The following is a 19386-nucleotide window of genomic DNA, read 5'->3' on the forward strand; positions in this document are numbered from 1 at the left end:
CCAAGCTCATGCCCGATGTGGACCGGGCCCGGGCCTGGCTGCTCACGGTCGACGGCGCACCCCAGTCGTACGTCGACCTCGACGCCCCCGAGCACCTGGAGTTCGAGTACGTGAGGCGGCTCGGCCACGCGCTGGACGTCCTCGTGGACGGCGGCACCCCGGACGTCGTCCACCTCGGCGGCGGCGCCCTCACCCTGCCCCGCTACCTCGCCGTCACCCGGCCCGGCGCGCGGCAGCAGGTCGTCGAGTTCGACCGAGGGCTCCTCGACCTGGTCGTCGAGGAACTGCCGTTGCCGGACGGCGAGTTCACGCTGCACGCGGCCGACGCGCGCGCATGGCTCGCGGCGGCGCCGGACGCGTGTGCCGACGTGATCGTCGGGGACGTGTTCGGCGGCTCGCGGGTGCCCGCGCAGGTCACGTCGAGCGGGTACGTCCGTGAGGTGGCGCGGGTGCTGCGGGGCGACGGGGTCTACCTCGCCAACCTCGCCGACAGCGCCCCGTTCGACTTCCTGCGCTCCCAACTCGCCGGGTTCGCCGAGGAGTTCACGGAACTCGCGGTCGTCGCGGAACCGGCGGTGCTGCGCGGGCGGCGGTTCGGGAACGTCGTCCTCGTCGCCGCCCGCAGGCCGCTCGACCTGCCCGCGCTGGCCCGCCGCACCGCGTCCGACGCCTTCCCCGCGCGGGTCGAACACGGGCCGGGGCTACGGAAGTTGATCGGCGGCGCACGGCCGGTGCGGGACGCGGACGCGGTGCCGTCACCCGAACCGCCCGAGGGGGCCTTCGGGGTCGGATGACCCCGGCCGGCTCAGGCCGGGGTCTCCACGGCGGCCGGCGCTTTCTCGGGACGCCGCGTCAGGTTCCGCACGTCCGGCACGCACAGCACCGCCGCCGTCACCACGACGACCGCCACCGCGCACCCCCACAGCGCGGACGACCGCCCGAACGCCGACTCCGCCGGGCCCGCGAGGGCCAGCGCGACGGGGACGAGGGCGACGGAGCCGAACCAGTCGTAGGCGGTGACGCGGGACAGCTTCTCCTCCGGGATCTCCTGGTGGAGCGCGGTCATCCAGCTGACCCCGAACACCTCGACCGTCAGCCCGCTGAGGAACATCACCGCGCACAGCACCGCGACCGGCGCCGCAACCGCGAGGGCGGCGGCCGGGAGGGCGTACGGGAAGACGCACAGGGTGCCCACGAGCAGGAGGCGCCCAGGACGCCAGCGCGTCATGAGGAGAGCGCCGGCGACCGTGCCCGCGCCGAAGAACCCGAGCGCGACGCCCCAGGGGCCGGCGCCGCCCAGGTCGTCGCGCGCGACGAGCGGGCCGTACACCGAATCGGCGGCGCCCACCAGGGCGTTGGCGATCGAGAACTGGAGCACGATGCCCCACAGCCAGGGCCGGCTGCTGAACTCCTGCCAGCCCTCCCGGAGATCCGCCAACAGGCCCTGAGACGTGGTGCGTTCGGGGATGTGGCTGACGTCGAGGAACGCCCGCAGCGCGCCCGCGACCGCGAAGGCGGCGGAGTCGGCCGCGAGGACCCAGCCGGGGCCGATCGCGGCGACCATCGCCCCGCCGAGGGCCGCCCCGCCGAGCGCCGCGCCCTGCATCGCCGTCCGGTAGAAGGCGAACGCGCGGCCCGCCTGCGCCCCCGAGACCGAGGACAGGAGCATGCCCTCGGACGCCGGGCCGAAGAACGCCTGGCCGGTGCCGCCGAGCGCGGTCAGCACCATCATCTGCCACAGCCGGGGCTCGCCCAGCAGGACGAGCGCGGCGAACGCGCCCTGCGAGAGGAAGTTGACGGCGTTCGCGGCGACCATGACCCGGTGCCGGGGCAGCCGGTCCGCGACGGCGCCGCCGATCAGCAGGAACAGCACCAGCGGGAGCGTCCTGGCCGCCGCGACCAGGCCCACGTCACCGCCGTCGCCGCCGGTTTCGAGCACCGCGAACGCGGCGGCGATCAGGGCGCCCTGCGAACCGAGGTTCGTCACGAACGCGGCGGCGGTGAGGAGCGTGTAGTTGCGGCCGGCCCAGGCGGGACGGCGGCTGTGGGGGAGGGGAGGGGCGGCTCGGGTCACCGGGCGACTATCGCGGCCGGGCATGCGGGCCGACAACCGGATTATCGGACCGCACCTCCCTATGTCCGCCGCCGGATCAGCCCTCCACCGGATCCCCGTGCAACCGCACCGTGCTCAGGATCTTCATGATCGTCGCGTCCGGCACCTCGTCCTTGACGCCCTTCGCCGTGGACAGCGTCCACGACACGAAGTCGCCCTTGGAGTTCTTGAAGCCGAACGTGATCGCCTTGCCGTCCGCCGAGCACTTGCCCTTCTGCGGGTTGTTCGCCGAGCGCGCCCAGCCGTAACTGCCCGCGATCCCGGCGGCCGTGGTGTACGGCGTGCCCTTCTGATCGAAGGTGATGCTCTTCTTGTCGGGCTGCGTGTACCCGCCGAACACCCACCACGCGGGCGTGTTGACGGCGATCTCGTCGGTGTTCTTGGCGCCGGACGCGCCCTTCGTGCCGGTCACGCCGAGCCGGTGGTCGCTGGTCTTGCCGTCCTTGTCCGGGTCGGACGTGCACCACTTCGGCTTGAGCGCGGCCGTGCCGGTCATGATGACGGAGTCGTAGCCGGTCGGCTTGGCCTTGTCCTCCCACTCGTAGCCGAGCGCCGTCCCGGGCGGCTGCACCTCCCAGTCGGCCGGCACGTCGAACGCGGTGCCCCACTTGGGATTGATGACGACCTTCCACCCCGCGATCGTCGGCTTCTCCTCGCTGTCGCCGCCGCGCGGGTTGCTCCCGGCGGCGCCGGACGCCGGCGGCGAGGCCGGCGCGGACGGCGCGGACGGCGAGGAGCTGGGGTCGCTCTTGGCCTCGGTCTTCTTCTCGCCGTCACCGCCGAGCACCATGAACCCGGTCACCGCCGCGGTCAGCACGACCGCCGACGCGGAGATGATCGCGACCATCTTCGTCCGGTTCCGGCCGCCCCTCCCGCCGCCCGGCTGCGCCTGCGGGGTGCCCGCCACCGTCGGCGCCCCCCAGGCGGGCTGCTGACCGTAAGGGCCGGGCTGGCCCGGCTGTTGGTACCCGGCCTGCTGGTACGGGTTGGGCTGCTGGTAGCCCGGCTGCTGGTACGGATTGTTCTGCGCCTGCGGGTTCTGCTCTCCCCCGGGCGGCTGCTGTCCTTGCCACATGCGGAGAAACCCTAGTGGCGCGGGGGACGCCTTTCGGCCACCACCCCCGGACGCTCACGGTTCGATCACGACTCGGACGGTTCGTACGCCCGCACGGTCGTCATGATCCGCCGCACGGTCGCGTCGGGCACCTCGTCCCTCACGTCCCGCACGCCGACGAACGTCCAGGACGCGAGCGTGCCGCCGGGCAGCCGGAACGCGAACGTCGTCGCCTTGCCGTCGTAGTCGCACTTGCCCGGCTTGTCGACGCCGTGCGAGCGGGCGGTGACGACGCTGCCGGTCAGGCCGGACGCGGAGGTGAAGGGGGTGGCCGCCTCCGTCGTCACCTTGTCGTGGTCGGGCTGGGTGAAGTCGCCGTAGACCCAGGTCTCGGCGTCCTTGCGGGCCGCCGCCTCGGCGGACTTCGCGGTCGGCTCGCCGCGGGTGCCGGCCATCGCGAGCGCGGTGTCGTCCGTGCGGCCGTCGCGGTCGTCGTCGGACGTGCACCACTGGCGCTCCAGGTACGCGGGCGCCTTCACGGCGGCCAGCGGCTTGTCCTGCGGGTCGTCGTTCTCGGAGACCCAGGTGATCCAACTCGTCTTCTGGGGCGCCCAGGTGGCGGGGACGTCGAAGGCGACGCCGATGGAAGGGTTCACGACGGTCTTCCAGCCGGCGACGGTCGGTTGGCGGGGGTCGGGGCTGGTGGAGGCGGCTGCGGTGGTCGTCGGGTCGTCGTCGCCGTTGCTGCTGCTGTTGCGGAGGAGCAGGGCGCCGGTGACCGCGCAGGCGACGACGACTGCCGCGACCGTGAGGGCGAGTGCGCGGGTGCGGCGGGGTTTCGCGGGCTGGGGCGCGGGCTGAGGTTCGGGCTGCCGGTAGGGGTTCGGCTGGTGGTAGCCGGGCTGCTGGTACGGGTTGTCCTGCCCTCGCGGGTGCTGCTGGCCCCCGGGCGGCTGCTGTCCTTGCCACATGGGCGGCAAGCATAGGCCGACGATCACACCGCTCTGGCCGCCGTTCACTACTCGTGGGTAACATCAGGTCCATGAGCGCTGACCAGATGTCCATCGGCGAGATGCTCGCCGCGACCGTGCCCATGGCCCGGACCCTCAACCTGGAGTTCGTGGAGACCGCCCCGGAGCGCGCCGTCGTCGCCCTCCCCGACCAGGGCGACTTCCACAACCACGTCGGCGGCCCGCACGCCGGCGCCATGTTCACCCTCGGCGAGTCCGCCAGCGGCGCCATCGTGCTCGCCGCCTTCGGCGACCAGCTCACCCGCGCGGTCCCCCTCGCGGTCAGCGCGCAGATCTCCTACAAGAAGCTCGCGATGGGCCCCGTCACGGCGACGGCCGTCCTCGGCCGCCCGGCGGCCGACGTCGTCGCGGAACTCGACCGGGGCGAGCGCCCCGAGTTCCCGGTGACGATCGAACTCCGGCGCGCGGACGGGGCGGTGACGGGGGAGATGACGGTGGTGTGGACGCTGCGGCCGAACAACTGATCACGCGGCCAGCCGCCCGCCCCCGGTCCCCTCCTCGAACCCGGCCACGAACTCCTTCAGCCACGCCGTGAACTCCGGCCCGAGATCGTCCCGCGCGCACGCCAGCCGGACGACCGTCCGCAGGTAGTCCGCCTTGTCCCCGGTGTCGTAGCGCAGCCCCTCGAAGACGACGCCGTGGACCGTGCCGTCCGCCGCGAGTTCCTGGAGCGCGTCGGTGAGCTGGATCTCGCCGCCCCGGCCGGGCGGGGTGCGCTCCAGGACGCCGAAGACGGCCGGGTCGAGGACGTACCGCCCGATCACGGCGTACCGGCTGGGCGCGTCCTTCGGCGCGGGCTTCTCGACGAGCCCGGTGACGCGGACGACGCCGTCCTCGCCGGTCGGCTCCACGGCCGCGCAGCCGTAGAGGTGGACCTGCTCCGCCGGGACCTCCATGAGGGCGACGACGCTGCCCGCGTACCGCGCGCGGACGTCCAGCATCTCGCTCAGCAGGTTCTCGCGGGCGTCGATGAGGTCGTCTCCGAGGAGGACGGCGAAGGGCTGGTCGCCGACGTGGTGACGGGCGCACAGGACGGCGTGGCCGAGGCCGAGCGGGTCGCCCTGGCGGATGTGGTGGATGTCGGCGAGGCGGGCGGGGTCGCGCACGGCGTCGAGGCGGACGGTGTCGCCCTTCGCGGCGAGGGCCTGCTCCAGCTCGAAGGCGTGGTCGAAGTGGTCCTCGATCGCGCGCTTGTGACGGCCGGTGACCATCAGGACGTCGTCCAGACCGGCCGCCGCGGCCTCCTCCACGACGTACTGGATGGCCGGCTTGTCGACGACCGGAAGCATCTCCTTCGGGGTCGCCTTCGTCGCGGGCAGGAAGCGGGTGCCGAGGCCGGCGGCGGGGACGACGGCCTTGCGGACGGCAGGTACCGGGGTGCGGCGGGGGGTGGTCATGCGGTCATGCTGGCCCGCCGGCCTGGGAGTTCACCGAGAGTGGGATCGGAGAGAGCTGTGGATGTGGCTCCGGGGCGAGCGCTCAGCAGCCTTACGGCGTACGGGAGTTGAAGATTTCGTGTGCCATCCACCGGGCGCGGCCACAAGTTGAGGGCTGCCTTCCGTGGCATATGCCGCCGATATCGAATGCCGGTGCGGATACCGCCGGTAACTTATCTGAAATTCCGGCTGTTTGAACTTGGGTCACTCGAACTTCTTGTTTCCTGTGAGGCATACGTGCGAAGGTAAGCGTCCCTTAAGAGGGGCCGGTTCAGGCCAAGGGGGCTGATCCGGCCACAGGTACGCACCAATCACGCACCTGCTTTTCCGGCGGGCACTTTTCCGTGGCCCAGCGCCGGCTTGGAAGGAAATGGTTCCGTGCAGTCGCCCAACCCACCCCGTCCGCCCTACCCGCCCCGCCCCGGCTGGCACCCCGGTGACTCCGACCGCCACCTCGCGGCCCAGTTCACCGCCCCCGGCGGCGACGCCTCCCGCGCCGTGGCACTCCTCCTCGCCCGGCACTGGCGGGCCGCCCACGACTACGCGGAGATCTGCCTCGCCGCCCGTGGCGAGTCCGCGCAGCTCGTGGCTGCCGCGGCCTTCCACCGTGTGCTCGGCAGGCTGGCCGGCGGACGCTCCGGCGGCGCGCTGCGCCCCCAATTGCTCGTCGCCGTACGGGACATCGTGCGGGAATGGGCCGGCGCCGACGCCGTCCCCGACGCGCTGCCGGAACTCGGCAAGACCATCGGCGGACGCGGACTGCGCGTCGCGCGCACCGGAACACCGGAAAGGCGACGGCTCGCGGAGCGTGCTTTCCGCACCCTTCCCGCCGCCTCCCAATGCCTCTTGTGGCACGCGGAAGCGGAAGCCGAACCCATATCCATACCCGCCGGTCTGCTGGGCGTCGACGAGTTGACGGCGACCGCCGGACTCCGCGAGGCGCGCACCCAATTCCGGGCGGGCTGCGTCCGCGCCCACCGCGAACTCGCCCCCTCCGACGAATGCCGCTTCTACAACCGCCTCCTCGACGTCCCCCTGCGCCGTGGCGGCACCCTCCTGCCCGACGTCCGCGACCACCTCGCCGCCTGCCGCCACTGCCGGCACGCCGCCGAGCAACTGAGCTTCTTCGACGACGCGTTGGACATCCTCCTCGTCGAGACCGTGCTCGGCTGGGGCGGCCGTCGCTACCTGGAGTCCCGGCCCGGCCGAGGGGGTGCGCACCGGCCCGTCGCGGGGCCCGTCCCCGGGGGCAGACATCGGAGCGCCCGCATCGTCGACCTCGCCGGGCGCCGCGCCAAGGCCGCGCTGATCGGCGCCGGGGTCACCTCCCTCGTCGTGCTCGCGAGCGTCCTCGTCGGGCAGGGCCTGACCGGCGGTGACGGGGTTCCCGCGTCCCGGGCCACCTGGGGGGCGCCCGTCGGCGGGCCCGACTTCCCGGCGGAGTCCGACGGGTCGCGGCCGTCCGTGTCCGCGTCCGGGGCCGCCTCGCCCGCCTCCGTCGAGCAGCAGCCCGCCGGGGTCGCCCACGGGCGGCTGTTCGCGCCGTCCGTCGGACTGTGCCTGGACAGCGAGGGCGGGCACGCCGTGGAGGGGGCGCGGGCCGTGCTCGCCGGCTGCTCCGGCGCGGCCTCGCAGCAGTGGTCGTACCAGGCGGACGGGCTGCTGCGGAGCGTGGCCACGCCGACGCTGTGCCTCGCCGCCGACGCCGACGGGCATCAGGGGTCGGCCGTGCTCGCCGGGTGCGTCGTGCACTCCGGGGAGGTGTTCTTCGACCTCACCGTGCGGGGGGAGTTGTTGCTGCGGCGGGGCGGGGGGCTCGTGGTGGCGCCCGGGGAGAGCCGGGAGGGGATGGGGGTCGTGGTGACCGAGCGGGACGGGTCCGCCGGGCAGCGATGGGTGTTCGACTCGTCCTCGGCCGGGTCCGATGCCGGATCCGGTGCCGGTGCTGGTTCCGGTTCTGTCGGGGGCCGGGTGGTGCCGGGGCCGTCCGGCGGGGACGCGCCCGACGCGCTGCGGCCTCAGGCGGGGCCGGAGAGGAAGGGGGCCGGGGAGTCGCAGGGTTCGGAGGGGGATCCTGCGGCTCCCGGGGCCGCCACGCCACCGCCGGCCGGAACGCCGGACGCGCCCGCCGAACCCCGGTACCACACGCGGATCGCGCAGGTGGGGGCGCCCGGTGGGGAGCAGGCACCGGCTTCGGAGCCGGAGCCGGTGCCGGTGAGTGAGCCCGTGGGGCAGGTGGTGGCGACGCTGGAGAAGCCGGTGCGGCGGGTCACCGAGAGGGTGTCCGGCGTGGTCGGCGGGCTCGGTCTGGGGGCGCCCGGGGTCTGACCCGGGGCGGGGGCGGTTTGCCGGGTTCGTGGTGTGTCTGACGGATTGTCAGCTCGGTGTCGGCGCATAGTGCCGTGCAGGACCGGACGTGTGTGGTCCGCCCCGCGCACCGAAGGAGTGACGTCCCGTGTCGGACCCCACGCCCACGCCCACCCCCGCCTCCGCCCCTGCCCCCGCTCCCGTCTCCCGGCGAGCCGCCCTGATCCTCCTGACGGCCCTCGGCCTCGCGTCACCCACGTACGCGTGGGCCGTCGATACGGAGCCGACCCGTGGCCAAGGCCCGGACGGTACAGCGGCATCCCATGGCCAACGCCTGGACCGAACAGTGCCCCGCGTCGAGCGTCTGCTGTCCCAGCTCACCCTCGACGAAAAACTCTCCCTCCTGCACGGCGCCCCCGACCCCGCCTCCCTCGGCCAGGCCGGCCACCTCCCCGGCGTCCCTCGCCTCGGCATCCCGCCCCTGCGCCTCGCCGACGGCCCGGCCGGCGTACGGGTCGCCGCGCCCGCGACCGCGCTGCCCGCCCCGGTCCTCCTGGCCTCCGCCTTCGACCCCGGCCTCGCGCGCCGCTACGGACAGGTCATCGGCCACGAGGGGCGGGCCCTCGGCCAGGACGTGCTGCTCTCCCCGATGGTCAACCTCCTGCGCACCCCCTACGGCGGCCGCGACTTCGAGACGTTCACCGAGGACCCGCTGCTCGCCGCCGACCTCGTCGCCGCCGAGATCCGGGGCATCCAGGACGAGGGCCTGATCGCCACCGTCAAGCACTTCGCCCTCAACAACCAGGAGGCGGACCGCGAGCGGGTCGACGTCCGCGTCGACGAACAGACCCTCCACGAGGTCGAGCTGCGCGGCTTCGAGGCCGCCGTCGAGGCCGGCGTCGGCTGTGTCATGGGCGCCTACAACAAGGTCGACGGCACCTACGCCTGCGAGAACGCGCACCTCCTCACGGACATCCTGCGCGACCGCTGGGGCTTCACCGGCTGGGTCATGACCGACTGGTCCGCCGCCCACAGCACCGGCCCGGCCCTGCGCGCCGGACTCGACATGGAGATGCCGGACGGCACGTACTTCGGGGCGGCGCTGAAGGCGGCCGTCGAGCGCGGCGAGGTGCCCGAGGCGTACGTCGACCGGGCGGTGCGGCGGATCCTCACCGTCCGCGAGCGGTTCGGCCACCTCGACGAGACGCCCCGCCCCGTCCGCGACGCCGCCGCCGGGGCCGCCGTCGCCCTGGAGGTCGCCAAGGCCGGCGCCGTCCTGCTGCGCAACGAGAACGGGACCCTGCCGCTGCGGGCCGGCGGATCGCTCGCGGTGATCGGGGCGAGCGCGGACTACCCGTTCGTCAGCGGTGGGGGCAGCGCGCACGTGGTCAGCGCGGGGGCGGAGAGCCCGCTGGCGGCGCTCAGGAGGCGGCTGGGGGAGGTGGCGTACGCGCTCGGCGAGGACCTGTTCGGGAAGGCGATCCCGGACGCCGGGTTCGACAGCGAGGGACAGCGCGTCGAGGCGGGCTGGGTGCACGAGGGTTCGCTCGCCGGGGACGGGGAAGAGCGGACGTTCGTCCTGCACTACACCGGCTCCCCGGTCAGCCGTCCCGACGTCCTCCTCGACGGCGAGGAGCTGTTCCCGCAGGCGCCCGGCTGGGGCGAGTACTTCGTCGGCGGCCTCACCACCACCGCCCCCGACGGCCTCAACGTCCGCCGCGCCACCCGCCGGCTCGCCCCCGGACCCCACACCCTCAGGATCACCGCGCACGAGGCCCAGCTCTTCCGCCTGCGCCACATCACCGCCGCCACCCGCGCGCGGGACGTCGCCGAGGCCGCCGAGGCCGCACGCGCCGCCGAACAGGTCGTCCTGTTCGCCTACGAGGACGCCAGCGAGTCCCTGGACCGCGCCACACTCGCCCTCCCCGGCAACCAGGAGCGCCTGATCGAGGCGGTGACGGCGGCGAACCCGCGCACCACCGTCGTCCTCAACACGTCGTCCGCGACGGCGATGCCCTGGCTGGCGCGGACCGGCGCCGTGCTCCAGATGTACTACCCCGGCCAGGAGGGCGCCGCCGCGACGGCTGCCGTCCTCACCGGGGACTGCGACGCGGGCGGGCGCCTCACGCAGACGTTCCCGGTCGACGACGCCCACCACCCCGTCGCCGGCGACGCGCGCCGCTACCCCGGCACGGACGGGGTCGTCGCGTACACGGAGGGCGTGCACGCCGGTTACCGCTGGTACGACGCACAGGGCGTGCGCCCGCTGTTCTCGTTCGGGCACGGGCTCTCCTACACGACGTTCGCGTACACCGGCCTCGCGGTACGCGCGGACGGGCGCGGCGGCGTCGAGGCCGAGTTCACGGTCGTCAACACGGGCGCGCGCGACGGCGTCGACATCCCGCAGGTCTATGTGGGCCCGTCGCCGGACGTACGCGTCGCGCAGGCGGTGCGGGTGCTCGCCGGGTACCGGCGGATCGCGCTGAAGGCGGGGGAGCGGCGGCGGGTGAGGATCGGGGTGGCGGCGCGGACGCTGTCGTCGTGGGACCCCGGCGCGGGCGGCTGGGTGCTCGGGACGGGGGCGCGGACCGTGTGGGTGGGGGCGTCGGCGGGGGAGCTTCGGCTGACGGCGGAGGTGGTGGTGCGGCCCGTCGCGCCCGTGCGCGGACGGTAGGCTCGCGGGGATCATCGACGTCCAACGGAAGGAACCCGGCGGTGCACGTCCAGGAGTGGCTCGACTCGGTGCCTCCGGTCGCCGTCTACGCCGTGGTGGGGCTGGTCATCGGGCTGGAGAGCCTGGGCATCCCGCTGCCCGGCGAGATCATCCTCGTCTCGGCGGCCCTGCTGTCCTCGCAGCACGCGGGCGTCAACCCGCTGATCCTCGGGGCCTGCGCGACCGTCGGAGCCGTCGTCGGCGACTCCATCGGGTACGCGATCGGCCGCAAGGGCGGACGGCCGCTGCTCGCGTGGCTCGGCCGGAAGTTCCCCCGGCACTTCAGCGAGGGGCATGTGGCGACCGCCGAGCGCTCCTTCCAGAAGTGGGGCATGTGGGCCGTCTTCTTCGGCCGTTTCGTCGCCCTCCTGCGGATCTTCGCCGGGCCCCTCGCGGGCGTCCTGCACATGCCGTACTGGAAGTTCCTCACGGCCAACGTCCTCGGCGGCATCGCCTGGGCCGGCGGCACCACGGCCGTCATCTACTACGTCGGCATCGTCGCCGAGGGCTGGCTGAAGAAATTCTCCTGGCTGGGCCTGGTCCTCGCCGTCCTCATCGGCCTCACCTCGATGCTGGTCCTCAAGCGCAAGGCGAAGCGGGCCCAGCAGGAGCCGGAGGCGGTCGCCGCCGAGTGAGGCGGCTATTCGGTGTGCACCGCCTTGTGCGCCTTGGCGAGTTCGGCGTACGACGTGCCGTTGAAGGTGACGCCCTGGCGCTCCTCGTCGGTCAGCTCGCGCCGCACCTTCGCGGGCACCCCGGCGACCAGGGAACCCGGCGGCACCACCGTCCCCTGCGTGACCAGCGCCTGCGCGGCGACCAGTGAACCCGCCCCGATCACCGCGCCGTTGAGGATCGTGGCGCCCATCCCCACGAGGCAGTCGGCCTCGACGGTCGCCCCGTGCACGACCGCGTTGTGGCCGACGGAGACCCGCTCGCCGATCGACACCGGGAACCCGGGATCGGCGTGCAGGGTCACGTTGTCCTGGACGTTCGCCTCGGCGGCGACGGTGATCGACTCGACGTCGCCGCGCAGGACCGCGCCGTACCAGACGCTCGCGCCCGCGCCGAGCGTCACGTCGCCGATCACGGACGCCGTCGGGGCGACGAACGCCGCCGGGTCGATCCTCGGCTCCTTGCCCCCGATGCCCGTGATCAGAGCCTTGTGCGTCATCGCCGTCTCCTCGTGTCGGTCGGTGTCACCGCACCGTACGCCACCGGGTGGGGTGAAGATCACAGCGCGGGTGCCTGCGGGGACGACTACGGTGGGCGCGTGCCGAAGCCCAAGAACACGTTCTCGTCCTGGCGGGGCCGTCTCGCCCAGCGCGCCGTGCACGCCGGGTGGGAGTGGGTGCGGCGCACGGGTTCGGTGACCGCCGAGCGCCCCGGCCGGCTGCGCTTCGGCGCGATCGGCGAGCACACCCGCCTCGCCTTCCCGCTCGGCACGGTCTTCGGCGAACCCTGGATCCACCTCGGCTCCCACTGCATCGTCGCCGAACAGGTCACCCTGACGGCCGGTCTGATGCCCGGCCTCGACCTCGGCGCCGAGCCCATCCTGCGCATCGGCGACGGCGTCGTCCTCGGCCGGGGCAGCCACGTCATCGCCGACACGACGGTCACCATCGGCAGCGACTGCTACTTCGGCCCCTACGTCTACGTCACCTCGACGAACCACTCCTACGACGACCCCCACGAGCCCATAGGCAAGCAGTGGCCCCGCATGGAGCCCGTCGAGATCGGCCCCGGCTGCTGGATCGGCACCGGCGCCGTGATCCTGCCCGGCGCCCGGATCGGCCGCAACGTGGTCGTCGCCGCCGGCGCGGTCGTCCGGGGCGAGATACCCGACCACGCGGTGGTCGCCGGCGCGCCCGCGCGCGTCGTCCGCCGCTGGACCCCCGCCGAGGGCTGGCAGCCGCCGCTGCGGACGCCCGCGCCGGTGCCGATCCCCGAAGGGGTCACCTCCGAAGAGCTCGTCGCGCTCTCGGAGCTGGACGAGGAGGCGGTCGCCGGGCTCTCCCGGCTCTCGGGGCCGGAGTCCGAGGGCGGCCGTTAGACTCGGCGCTTCCCAGTACCGGCCCCTGAAGTGGATGAGACGTGGCGGACCTCGAACTGCTGACCCAGTACCTGGCGCGCAACGTCAAGCACTGGCGGGCGGTACGCGGCTTCACGCTCGACGTGCTCGCCGCGCGGGCCGGGGTGAGCCGGGGGATGCTCATCCAGATCGAGCAGGCCCGCACCAACCCCAGCATCGGCACGGTCGTCAAGATCGGCGACGCGCTCGGCGTCAGCATCACGACCCTCCTCGACCACGAACAGGGCACGAAGGTACGGATCGTGCCCGCCGAGGACGCCGTACGCCTGTGGCACACCGACGCCGGCAGCTACAGCCGCCTCCTCGCGGGCACCGAGGCGCCGGGGCCCGTGGAGCTGTGGGAGTGGAAGCTCATGCCGGGCGAGAGCAGCACGTCCGAGCCGCATCCCGCCGGGACCGTCGAACTCCTCCACGTCACCTCCGGGGAACTCACGCTCACGGTCGACGACACCGAGTACCGGGTCCCCGCCGGCGCCAGCGCCACGTTCGACGCCAACAGCCCCCACACGTACGGGAATCAGGGTGCCGTGCCCGCGACGCTGGTCCTCGCGGTCTCGGTGCCGCCGGTGTCCTGAGCCGCTGTTACCGTGCGTCCATGCGCGCACCCATCGGAGACTTCGACACCGCGACCCCCGCCCCCGACTGCCTCGACGACCTCGTCGTCCCCGTCGCCGACGCCGTCCGCGGCTGGTCCGCGAGCGTGCCCGCCGAGCAGATCCTGTACGTCGAGACGGACCCGGAGTGGGCCGACACCGCCGCCTTCGTCCAGCACTACGGGCCGGGTCTGCTGGAGCAGTCCGCCAACTGCGTCGTCGTCGCGGGCAGGCGGGGCGGGGAGACGACGCTGGCCGCGTGCCTCGTGCCGTCCGCCACGCGGGTCGATGTGAACGGGGTCGTGCGGCGTCAACTCGGCGCCCGCAAGGCGTCGTTCGCGCCGATGGAGACGGCGGTGGGGGAGTCCGGCATGGAGTACGGGGGGATCACGCCGATCGGACTGCCCGTGGAGTGGCCCCTGTTGGTGGACGCGGCTGTGGTCGAGCTGCCGTGGGTGCTGGTGGGGAGCGGGCGGCGGCGGGGGAAACTGCTGGTGCCGGGGAAGGCGTTCGGGGAACTGCCGGGGGCGGTCGTGGTGGAGGGGTTGGGAGTTGGGGCCTGAGGGGCCCGCGCGCTCGCGTGCTGAGTGGTCAACGGCGTTGGTGGTGCCCCGAGTTCAGGTCCGCATGTGGTGCGCCAGCGTCAAGTGGGGGTCTGTCAGGCCCGGTTGGGGTGCCGGGTCCGCGTGGACCAGGGCCGCCGTGAGGCGGGGGACGGCGTGCAGGAGGGCGTGTTCCGCGTCGACGGCGATCGCGTGGGCCTGACGGACCGTCACCTCGCCGTCCACGACGACCGACACCTCCGCGCGCAGCCGGTGGCCGATCCAGCGCAGCCTCAACTCACCGACGTCCCGCACCCCTCGGACGTCCCGCAGGGCCGTCTCCGCGCGGTCCGTGAGGGCCGGGTCGACGGCGTCCATGACGCGCCGGAACACCTCGCGCGCGGCGTCGCGCAGGACGAGGACGATCGCGGCGGTGATCGCCAGCCCCACGACCGGGTCGGCGAGCCGCCACCCCAGCGCCGAGCCGCCCGCGCCGAGCAGCACCGCGAGCGAGGTGAACCCGTCGGTGCGGGCGTGCAGTCCGTCGGCGACCAGCGCCGCCGAGCCGATCTCGCGGCCGACCCGGATGCGGTACCGGGCCACCCACTCGTTCCCGGCGAACCCCGCCAGCGCGGCGACGGCCACCGCGCCGACGTGCTCGACCGGACGCGGCTCCAGCAGCCGCCCCAGCGCCGCCCAGCCGGCGAACGCCGCCGACGCCGCGATCGTCAGCACGATCACGATGCCCGCCAGGTCCTCCGCCCGCCCGTAGCCGTACGTGAAGCGCCGCGTGGCCGCACGCCGGCCCAGGACGAACGCGATCCCGAGGGGGAGTGCCGTGAGCGCGTCCGCCCCGTTGTGGACGGTGTCCCCGAGGAGGGCCACCGAGCCGGAGAGGGCGACGACGACGGCCTGGAGCGCTGTGGTCGCGCCGAGCACGGTGAGTGAGATCCACAGGGCGCGCATGCCGCGTGCGGAGGACTCCAGGGCCGGGTCGAGTTTGTCGGCGGTCTCGTGGGAGTGGGGGCGCAGGAGGTGGGCGAGGCGGTGGCGGAGGGGGCGCGGGTGCTCGTGGGCGTGCGCGTGGTGATGTCCGTCGTCGCCGTGGTGCTCGTGCCGTTCGTTCATAGGGGCCCCTTCCCTCGCCTCACTCTGGACGTACCCCGCGCGGAGCCGCATCATGTGCGTATGAGCGCACGCATGCACCTGTCACCTGCACATCATGCGCACCCACACACCCCCGGCGAGGAACAGATCGCCCTCGCCGCCGAACTCCTCGCCCTCCTGGGCGACCGCACACGGCTCACGCTGCTGCACGCGCTGACCGAGGGCGAGGCGGACGTCGGGACCCTCACCGAGGTGTGCGGGGCGGCCCGGCCGGCGGTCAGCCAGCACCTCGCGCGGCTGCGGCTGGCCGGTCTCGTGGGCACACGCAAGGAAGGGCGGCGGGTGATCTACTCGCTGCGCCACGGGCACCTGGGACGGCTGGTCGAGGAGGCGCTGAACGTCGCAGACCACCGCATGCGCGAGGCTCAGTAGTGCTCGGCGCTGCCCAGGTACTGCTCCGCGAACGCCGCCGCGGCGGTGGGGGAGGTGAACAGGCGGCGCAGGCGCGCGAAGGAGGTGCCCGCGCGGAAGGGGTCGCCGGTGGCGGAGCCGTGGTACAGCTCGGAGAGCCACTGGGAGAACTCCTGGTAGTCCCAGACGCGGCGCAGACAGGTGTCCGAGTAGTCGTCGAGGCCGCGGCCGTCGCCGCGCAGGAGGTAGGCCACCAGGGCGTCGCCGAGGAGGAACGCGTCGTGGAGGGCGAGGTTGAGGCCCTTGGCGGCGATCGGGGCGATCAGGTGGGCGGCGTCGCCGGCGAGGAAGAGGCGCCCGTAGGACATGGGCTCGACCACGTAGTCGTGCAGGTCGAGGACGCGTTTCTCGATCAGCTCGCCCTCGGTCAGCGAGGGCGCGCCGGCCGCCGCGAGACGGGTGCGCAGCGCCGCCCACACGCGCGCGTGCGACCAGTTGTCCGGGTCGTCCCCGGGCGGGCACTGGAGGTAGTAGCGGGTCACCTCGGAGCTGCGGGCCATGTGCCCGGCGAACCCGTCGGGATGCACCCCGAACAGCACACAGTCCGACGACGGCGGCGCCTGCGCGAGCAGCGCCAGCCAGCCCACGCCGTAGTCGTGCCGCGCCACGCGCGCGTGCCCCTCCGGCACCGCCGCCCGGCTCACCCCGCGCGCGCCGTCCGCGCCGACCACGAAGTCGCAGTGCAGCAGCCGCCGTTCACCCGTCTCGGCGTCCGTGTACGACACCGTCGGGCGCGCGCTCGCCAGCCCCTCGATCCCGACGTCCCGCACACCGAAGCGGGCGTCCCCCGCGCGGACGTCCACGTACTCCCGGACCAGGTCCGTGACCAGCGACTGCTGCGGGTAGACGTAGTGGTGACGGCCGGTCAGCTCGCCGTAGGGGAAGCGGTAGCCCGCCCCGCCGAACCGGAACTCGCACGCCGTGTGCCGCGCGGCCCGCTTGAGGAGCTGGTGCCCGAGCCCGCGCCGGTCCAGCGCGAGGACGGCCCAGTCCTCCAGCACGCCCGCGCGCGGGCGCTGTTCGATGACCGCCCTGCTCTCCGCCTCCAGCACCACGCAGTCCACCGACGCGGCCCGCAGGAGCGTGCCGACGGTGAGACCTGCGGGACCCGCGCCGATGACGACGACCGGAACGCGTTCGGGGGACGGTGAGTTCACCCCGCCATTATGGACAGCGGGTCTGACAGCGGCCTCCGCCTACCGGCCCAGCCTGGGGATCTCGATCGCCGGGCAGCGGTCCATGACCATGTCGAGGCCCGCCGCACGCGTCCGCGCGTACGCGTCCTCGTCGACGACGTCCAGCTGGAACCACACCGCCTTCGCGCCCTTCGCCACCGCGTCGTCGGCGACCGCGCCCGCGAGGTCGCTGTTGACGAAGACGTCGACGACGTCCACGTCGAACGGGATCTCCGCGAGGGACGCGTAACCGGGCTCCCCGTGGACCGTCTCCGCCTTCGGGTGCACCGGCACGACCCGCTTGCCGAACCGCTGAAGCACCTCGGCGACCCGGTACGCGGCGCGCGCACGGTTCGTCGACAGCCCCACCACCGCCCACGTGTCGCCGCTCTCGGTGAGGATCGTGCGGATCGTCGCGTCGTCGCCGTACACGGTCGGCCTCCTGGAAGCGCGGGTGAACCTGTCTGTCGTGCCAACCACGAGGGAGGGCGGGTGATTCCACGGACCCGGCACGCGCCCGGTCCGCCTCGCCTCGCGCGCGTACGGCCGCGCGTACACGGGGAACACGCCACCGCTGTCTGTTTCCCTGCCATTCCCCGCCTTTCCGCCCCATCGGACTGCACGCGGGCCCCCGGCCGCCTACGCTCACCCCGTGCTCCGCATCATCGACGCCCGTACCGGCGAGTCCGTCGCCGCAGCCCCTGTCCGCCGCGGTCTGACCCGGGTCGAGGCGCACGCCTCCGGGTACGGCACCGGATCGCTGAGGGTGCTGCTCGTCGCCGACCTCCTCGTGCGCGCGCTGGAACTCGGCGGCACCCCCGTGTGGGCCCTGCTCACCGGCGCCCGCGAACAGGACGAACTGCGGGCCGGCGCGGCGGCGCTCGGCGCACGGCCCTTCGAGGACAGCAGGGACGTCGGCGCCGGCCTCGGGGAGGCCCAGGTGGTGCACGTCGCCCGCGACGACGACCCCGTCCCGGCCGGCACGCTGCTCACCGTGGCCCCCGTGGAGGGCCTGACGAGCCCGCCGACGGCCCCGGACGCCGACCCGGCGGTCCTGCGCCTCGCACTGCTCTCCGCACGCCGCCAGACGCCGCTGAGGCTCGACGCGGACACCCTGGACCAGGCCCGCGACACCCTCGCCCGCTGGCGCCACGCCGTCGCCGACTGGGCCCGCAGACCCTCACGCCCGGTCCCCGACACCGTCCGCACACAGCTCCGGCACGCCTGGGACGACGACCTCGACGTCCCGGCGGTCCTGCGCACCCTGCGCGCCGTCGAGACCGACCCCGCCCTCCCCGACGGCGCCCGCTTCGAGACGTACGCGTACGCCGACCGTTTCCTCGGCCTCGACCTCGCCCGCGACCTGGGGAGCACGACATGAACGGCCCGCGATCCGGGGAGTCCGACATGAACGCCCGAAGCGACGGCGGCCCCGGCGCCCGCGAAGACGACCACCACGCGCACACGAGCGCCGGGGATGCCCCATCGGCGGTGCCCACCCACGCGCACGCGAGCGCCGGTCCCCTGCGTCGGCTGGTCGTCCTGCGGCACGCCAAGTCCGCCTGGCCCGACGGCGTCCCCGACCACGACCGCCCCCTCGGCCCGCGCGGACTGCGTGACGCCCCCGCCGCCGGCCGCGCCCTCGCCGAGGCCGACTGCCTCCCCGACCTCGCCCTGTGCTCCACGGCCGAGCGGGCGCGCCGCACCTGGGAGCTGGCCTCCGCCCAGTGGGCCACCCCGCCCCCGGCCCGCCACGACCCCCGCCTCTACGGGGCCGACGTCCCCGGCCTCCTGGACGTCGTCCACGAGACCCCCTCCGACGTGGAGACCCTGCTCCTGGTCGGCCACAACCCCGGCCTGGAGGACCTGGTCCTGACGCTGGCGGGCGACGCCGTGGACGACGCCCTGGAGCGCGTCGCCGAGAAGTTCCCCACCTCGGCGATCGCGGTCCTCGCGTGGCACGCGCCCACCTGGCACACGCTCGCGCACGGAACGGCACTCCTGACATCCGTGACGGTCCCCCGCGGGAAGAAGCCCCGGCCGGCCGGCGACTAGGCTGACCGGATGCAGGACGAGTACCGCACCGTCGCCCGCGCGGGCGTCCACGAGACCGAGGTCAACCGCTCACGCTTCCTGTGCGCACTCGCTCCGGCGGCCACCGAGAAGGCCGCCCAGGACTTCATCGCGGCCGTCCGCAAGGAGCACGCCGACGCCACGCACAACTGCTGGGCGTACGTCATCGGCGCCGACGCCTCCGTCCAGAAGGCCAGCGACGACGGCGAACCGGGCGGCACCGCCGGGCTCCCGATGCTCCAGATGCTGACCCGCAGGGACATGCGGTACGTCGTCGCCGTCGTCACCCGGTACTACGGCGGCGTCAAGCTCGGCGCGGGCGGACTCATCCGGGCCTACGGGGGCGCCGTCGGCGAGGCCATCGACACGCTCGGCACCCTCACCCGCCGCCGCTTCCGCCTCGCCACCCTCACCGTCGACCACCAGCGCGCCGGCAAACTCCAGAACGACCTGCGCGCCACCGGCCGCGAGGTCCGCGACGTCCGCTACGGCGAGGCGGTGACGATCGAGATCGGCCTCCCCGACGCCGACGTCCCCGCCTTCCGGGGCTGGCTCGCGGACGCGACGGCGGGCACGGCGGGGTTCGAGCTGGGCGGAGAGGCGTACGGGGACGTGTGAGACGCGGCGGGGGCTCGCGAAGGCCGGTGTGAGGCCCGGTGCCGGTGTGACCGCCCGTGATGTC

20 protein-coding genes are annotated in these 19386 nt (G+C 74.0%); 12 read left to right on the forward strand and 8 right to left on the reverse strand.

Annotated features, from left to right (window positions below; genetic code table 11):
* Positions 1-8 precede the first annotated feature (8 nt).
* On the forward strand, positions 9-794 hold the full coding sequence (locus IAG44_RS33985; RefSeq protein ID WP_187752958.1) for a spermidine synthase: 786 nt from the start codon (positions 9-11) through the stop codon (positions 792-794).
* 11 nt (positions 795-805) lie between these two features.
* Here the strand turns inward: IAG44_RS33985 and IAG44_RS33990 are convergent, their stop codons facing one another.
* The 3 genes from IAG44_RS33990 to IAG44_RS34000 form a co-directional block, all read right to left on the reverse strand.
* Positions 806-2098, reverse strand: a complete 1293-nt coding sequence (locus tag IAG44_RS33990) for an MFS transporter (protein ID WP_187750905.1) — start codon at positions 2096-2098, stop codon at positions 806-808.
* A 52-nt stretch (positions 2099-2150) separates the two neighbouring features.
* Positions 2151-3188 (reverse strand): DUF8017 domain-containing protein, encoded by a 1038-nt coding sequence (locus IAG44_RS33995; protein ID WP_187750906.1) that lies wholly within the window; start codon positions 3186-3188, stop codon positions 2151-2153.
* Between the two features lie 65 nt (positions 3189-3253).
* Positions 3254-4138, reverse strand: coding sequence for a DUF8017 domain-containing protein (locus tag IAG44_RS34000; protein ID WP_187750907.1), 885 nt, complete (start codon positions 4136-4138; stop codon positions 3254-3256).
* A gap of 86 nt (positions 4139-4224) precedes the next feature.
* On the opposite strand from IAG44_RS34000, the gene IAG44_RS34005 reads away from it, so the two are divergent.
* The gene (locus tag IAG44_RS34005) at positions 4225-4662 is read left to right on the forward strand and encodes a DUF4442 domain-containing protein (RefSeq protein ID WP_187752959.1); all 438 of its coding nucleotides are present in this window, start codon (positions 4225-4227) and stop codon (positions 4660-4662) included.
* On the opposite strand, the gene galU is transcribed toward IAG44_RS34005, so the two are convergent.
* Positions 4663-5595, reverse strand: a complete 933-nt coding sequence (gene galU / locus IAG44_RS34010) for a UTP--glucose-1-phosphate uridylyltransferase GalU (protein ID WP_187750908.1) — start codon at positions 5593-5595, stop codon at positions 4663-4665.
* 417 nt (positions 5596-6012) lie between these two features.
* Here galU and IAG44_RS34015 point away from each other — a divergent pair, with 417 nt between their 5' ends.
* From IAG44_RS34015 to IAG44_RS34025, 3 genes are all read left to right on the forward strand, one after another.
* On the forward strand, positions 6013-7962 hold the full coding sequence (locus IAG44_RS34015; RefSeq protein WP_187750909.1) for an RICIN domain-containing protein: 1950 nt from the start codon (positions 6013-6015) through the stop codon (positions 7960-7962).
* Positions 7963-8287: 325 nt separating this feature from the next.
* Positions 8288-10615, forward strand: coding sequence for a beta-glucosidase (locus IAG44_RS34020; RefSeq protein WP_246562233.1), 2328 nt, complete (start codon positions 8288-8290; stop codon positions 10613-10615).
* Positions 10616-10656: 41 nt separating this feature from the next.
* Positions 10657-11289, forward strand: a complete 633-nt coding sequence (locus IAG44_RS34025) for a DedA family protein (RefSeq protein ID WP_187750910.1) — start codon at positions 10657-10659, stop codon at positions 11287-11289.
* A gap of 5 nt (positions 11290-11294) precedes the next feature.
* On the opposite strand, the gene IAG44_RS34030 is transcribed toward IAG44_RS34025, so the two are convergent.
* The gene (locus IAG44_RS34030) at positions 11295-11825 is read right to left on the reverse strand and encodes a gamma carbonic anhydrase family protein (protein WP_187750911.1); all 531 of its coding nucleotides are present in this window, start codon (positions 11823-11825) and stop codon (positions 11295-11297) included.
* Between the two features lie 99 nt (positions 11826-11924).
* On the opposite strand from IAG44_RS34030, the gene IAG44_RS34035 reads away from it, so the two are divergent.
* The 3 genes from IAG44_RS34035 to IAG44_RS34045 are packed head-to-tail and all read left to right on the forward strand — an operon-like array spanning position 11925 to position 13899.
* Positions 11925-12704: an acyltransferase gene (locus IAG44_RS34035; protein ID WP_187750912.1), complete on the forward strand. Its 780-nt coding sequence runs from the start codon at positions 11925-11927 to the stop codon at positions 12702-12704.
* Positions 12705-12745: 41 nt separating this feature from the next.
* Entirely contained in the window at positions 12746-13318 is a 573-nt protein-coding gene (locus IAG44_RS34040; RefSeq protein ID WP_187750913.1) for a helix-turn-helix domain-containing protein, read from the forward strand.
* Between the two features lie 20 nt (positions 13319-13338).
* Positions 13339-13899, forward strand: a complete 561-nt coding sequence (locus IAG44_RS34045; protein ID WP_187750914.1) for a YbaK/EbsC family protein — start codon at positions 13339-13341, stop codon at positions 13897-13899.
* A 54-nt stretch (positions 13900-13953) separates the two neighbouring features.
* Here IAG44_RS34045 and IAG44_RS34050 read toward each other — a convergent pair whose 3' ends face one another.
* Positions 13954-15006, reverse strand: coding sequence for a cation diffusion facilitator family transporter (locus IAG44_RS34050; protein ID WP_187750915.1), 1053 nt, complete (start codon positions 15004-15006; stop codon positions 13954-13956).
* A gap of 60 nt (positions 15007-15066) precedes the next feature.
* Here IAG44_RS34050 and IAG44_RS34055 point away from each other — a divergent pair, with 60 nt between their 5' ends.
* Positions 15067-15417, forward strand: coding sequence for an ArsR/SmtB family transcription factor (locus IAG44_RS34055; protein ID WP_246562239.1), 351 nt, complete (start codon positions 15067-15069; stop codon positions 15415-15417).
* Here the strand turns inward: IAG44_RS34055 and IAG44_RS34060 are convergent.
* Both IAG44_RS34060 and IAG44_RS34065 read right to left on the reverse strand, forming a co-directional pair.
* Positions 15411-16613 carry a 4-hydroxybenzoate 3-monooxygenase gene (locus IAG44_RS34060; RefSeq protein WP_187750916.1) on the reverse strand — a complete coding sequence of 401 codons (1203 nt, stop codon included), beginning with the start codon at positions 16611-16613 and terminating at the stop codon, positions 15411-15413. The two genes, IAG44_RS34055 and IAG44_RS34060, sit on opposite strands and share 7 nt — an antisense overlap.
* Before the next feature lie 39 nt (positions 16614-16652).
* Positions 16653-17063 carry a CoA-binding protein gene (locus tag IAG44_RS34065; protein WP_187750917.1) on the reverse strand — a complete coding sequence of 137 codons (411 nt, stop codon included), beginning with the start codon at positions 17061-17063 and terminating at the stop codon, positions 16653-16655.
* A 220-nt stretch (positions 17064-17283) separates the two neighbouring features.
* Between IAG44_RS34065 and IAG44_RS34070 the strand changes: the two genes are divergently transcribed.
* The 3 genes from IAG44_RS34070 to IAG44_RS34080 are packed head-to-tail and all read left to right on the forward strand — an operon-like array spanning position 17284 to position 19322.
* Positions 17284-18012 carry a hypothetical protein gene (locus IAG44_RS34070; protein ID WP_187750918.1) on the forward strand — a complete coding sequence of 243 codons (729 nt, stop codon included), beginning with the start codon at positions 17284-17286 and terminating at the stop codon, positions 18010-18012.
* A 26-nt stretch (positions 18013-18038) separates the two neighbouring features.
* Positions 18039-18686 carry a SixA phosphatase family protein gene (locus tag IAG44_RS34075; protein ID WP_246562240.1) on the forward strand — a complete coding sequence of 216 codons (648 nt, stop codon included), beginning with the start codon at positions 18039-18041 and terminating at the stop codon, positions 18684-18686.
* A gap of 9 nt (positions 18687-18695) precedes the next feature.
* Entirely contained in the window at positions 18696-19322 is a 627-nt protein-coding gene (locus IAG44_RS34080; RefSeq protein ID WP_187750919.1) for a YigZ family protein, read from the forward strand.
* Positions 19323-19386 lie beyond the last annotated feature (64 nt).

Source organism: Streptomyces roseirectus, assembly GCF_014489635.1.
GTDB classification, from domain to species: domain Bacteria; phylum Actinomycetota; class Actinomycetes; order Streptomycetales; family Streptomycetaceae; genus Streptomyces; species Streptomyces roseirectus.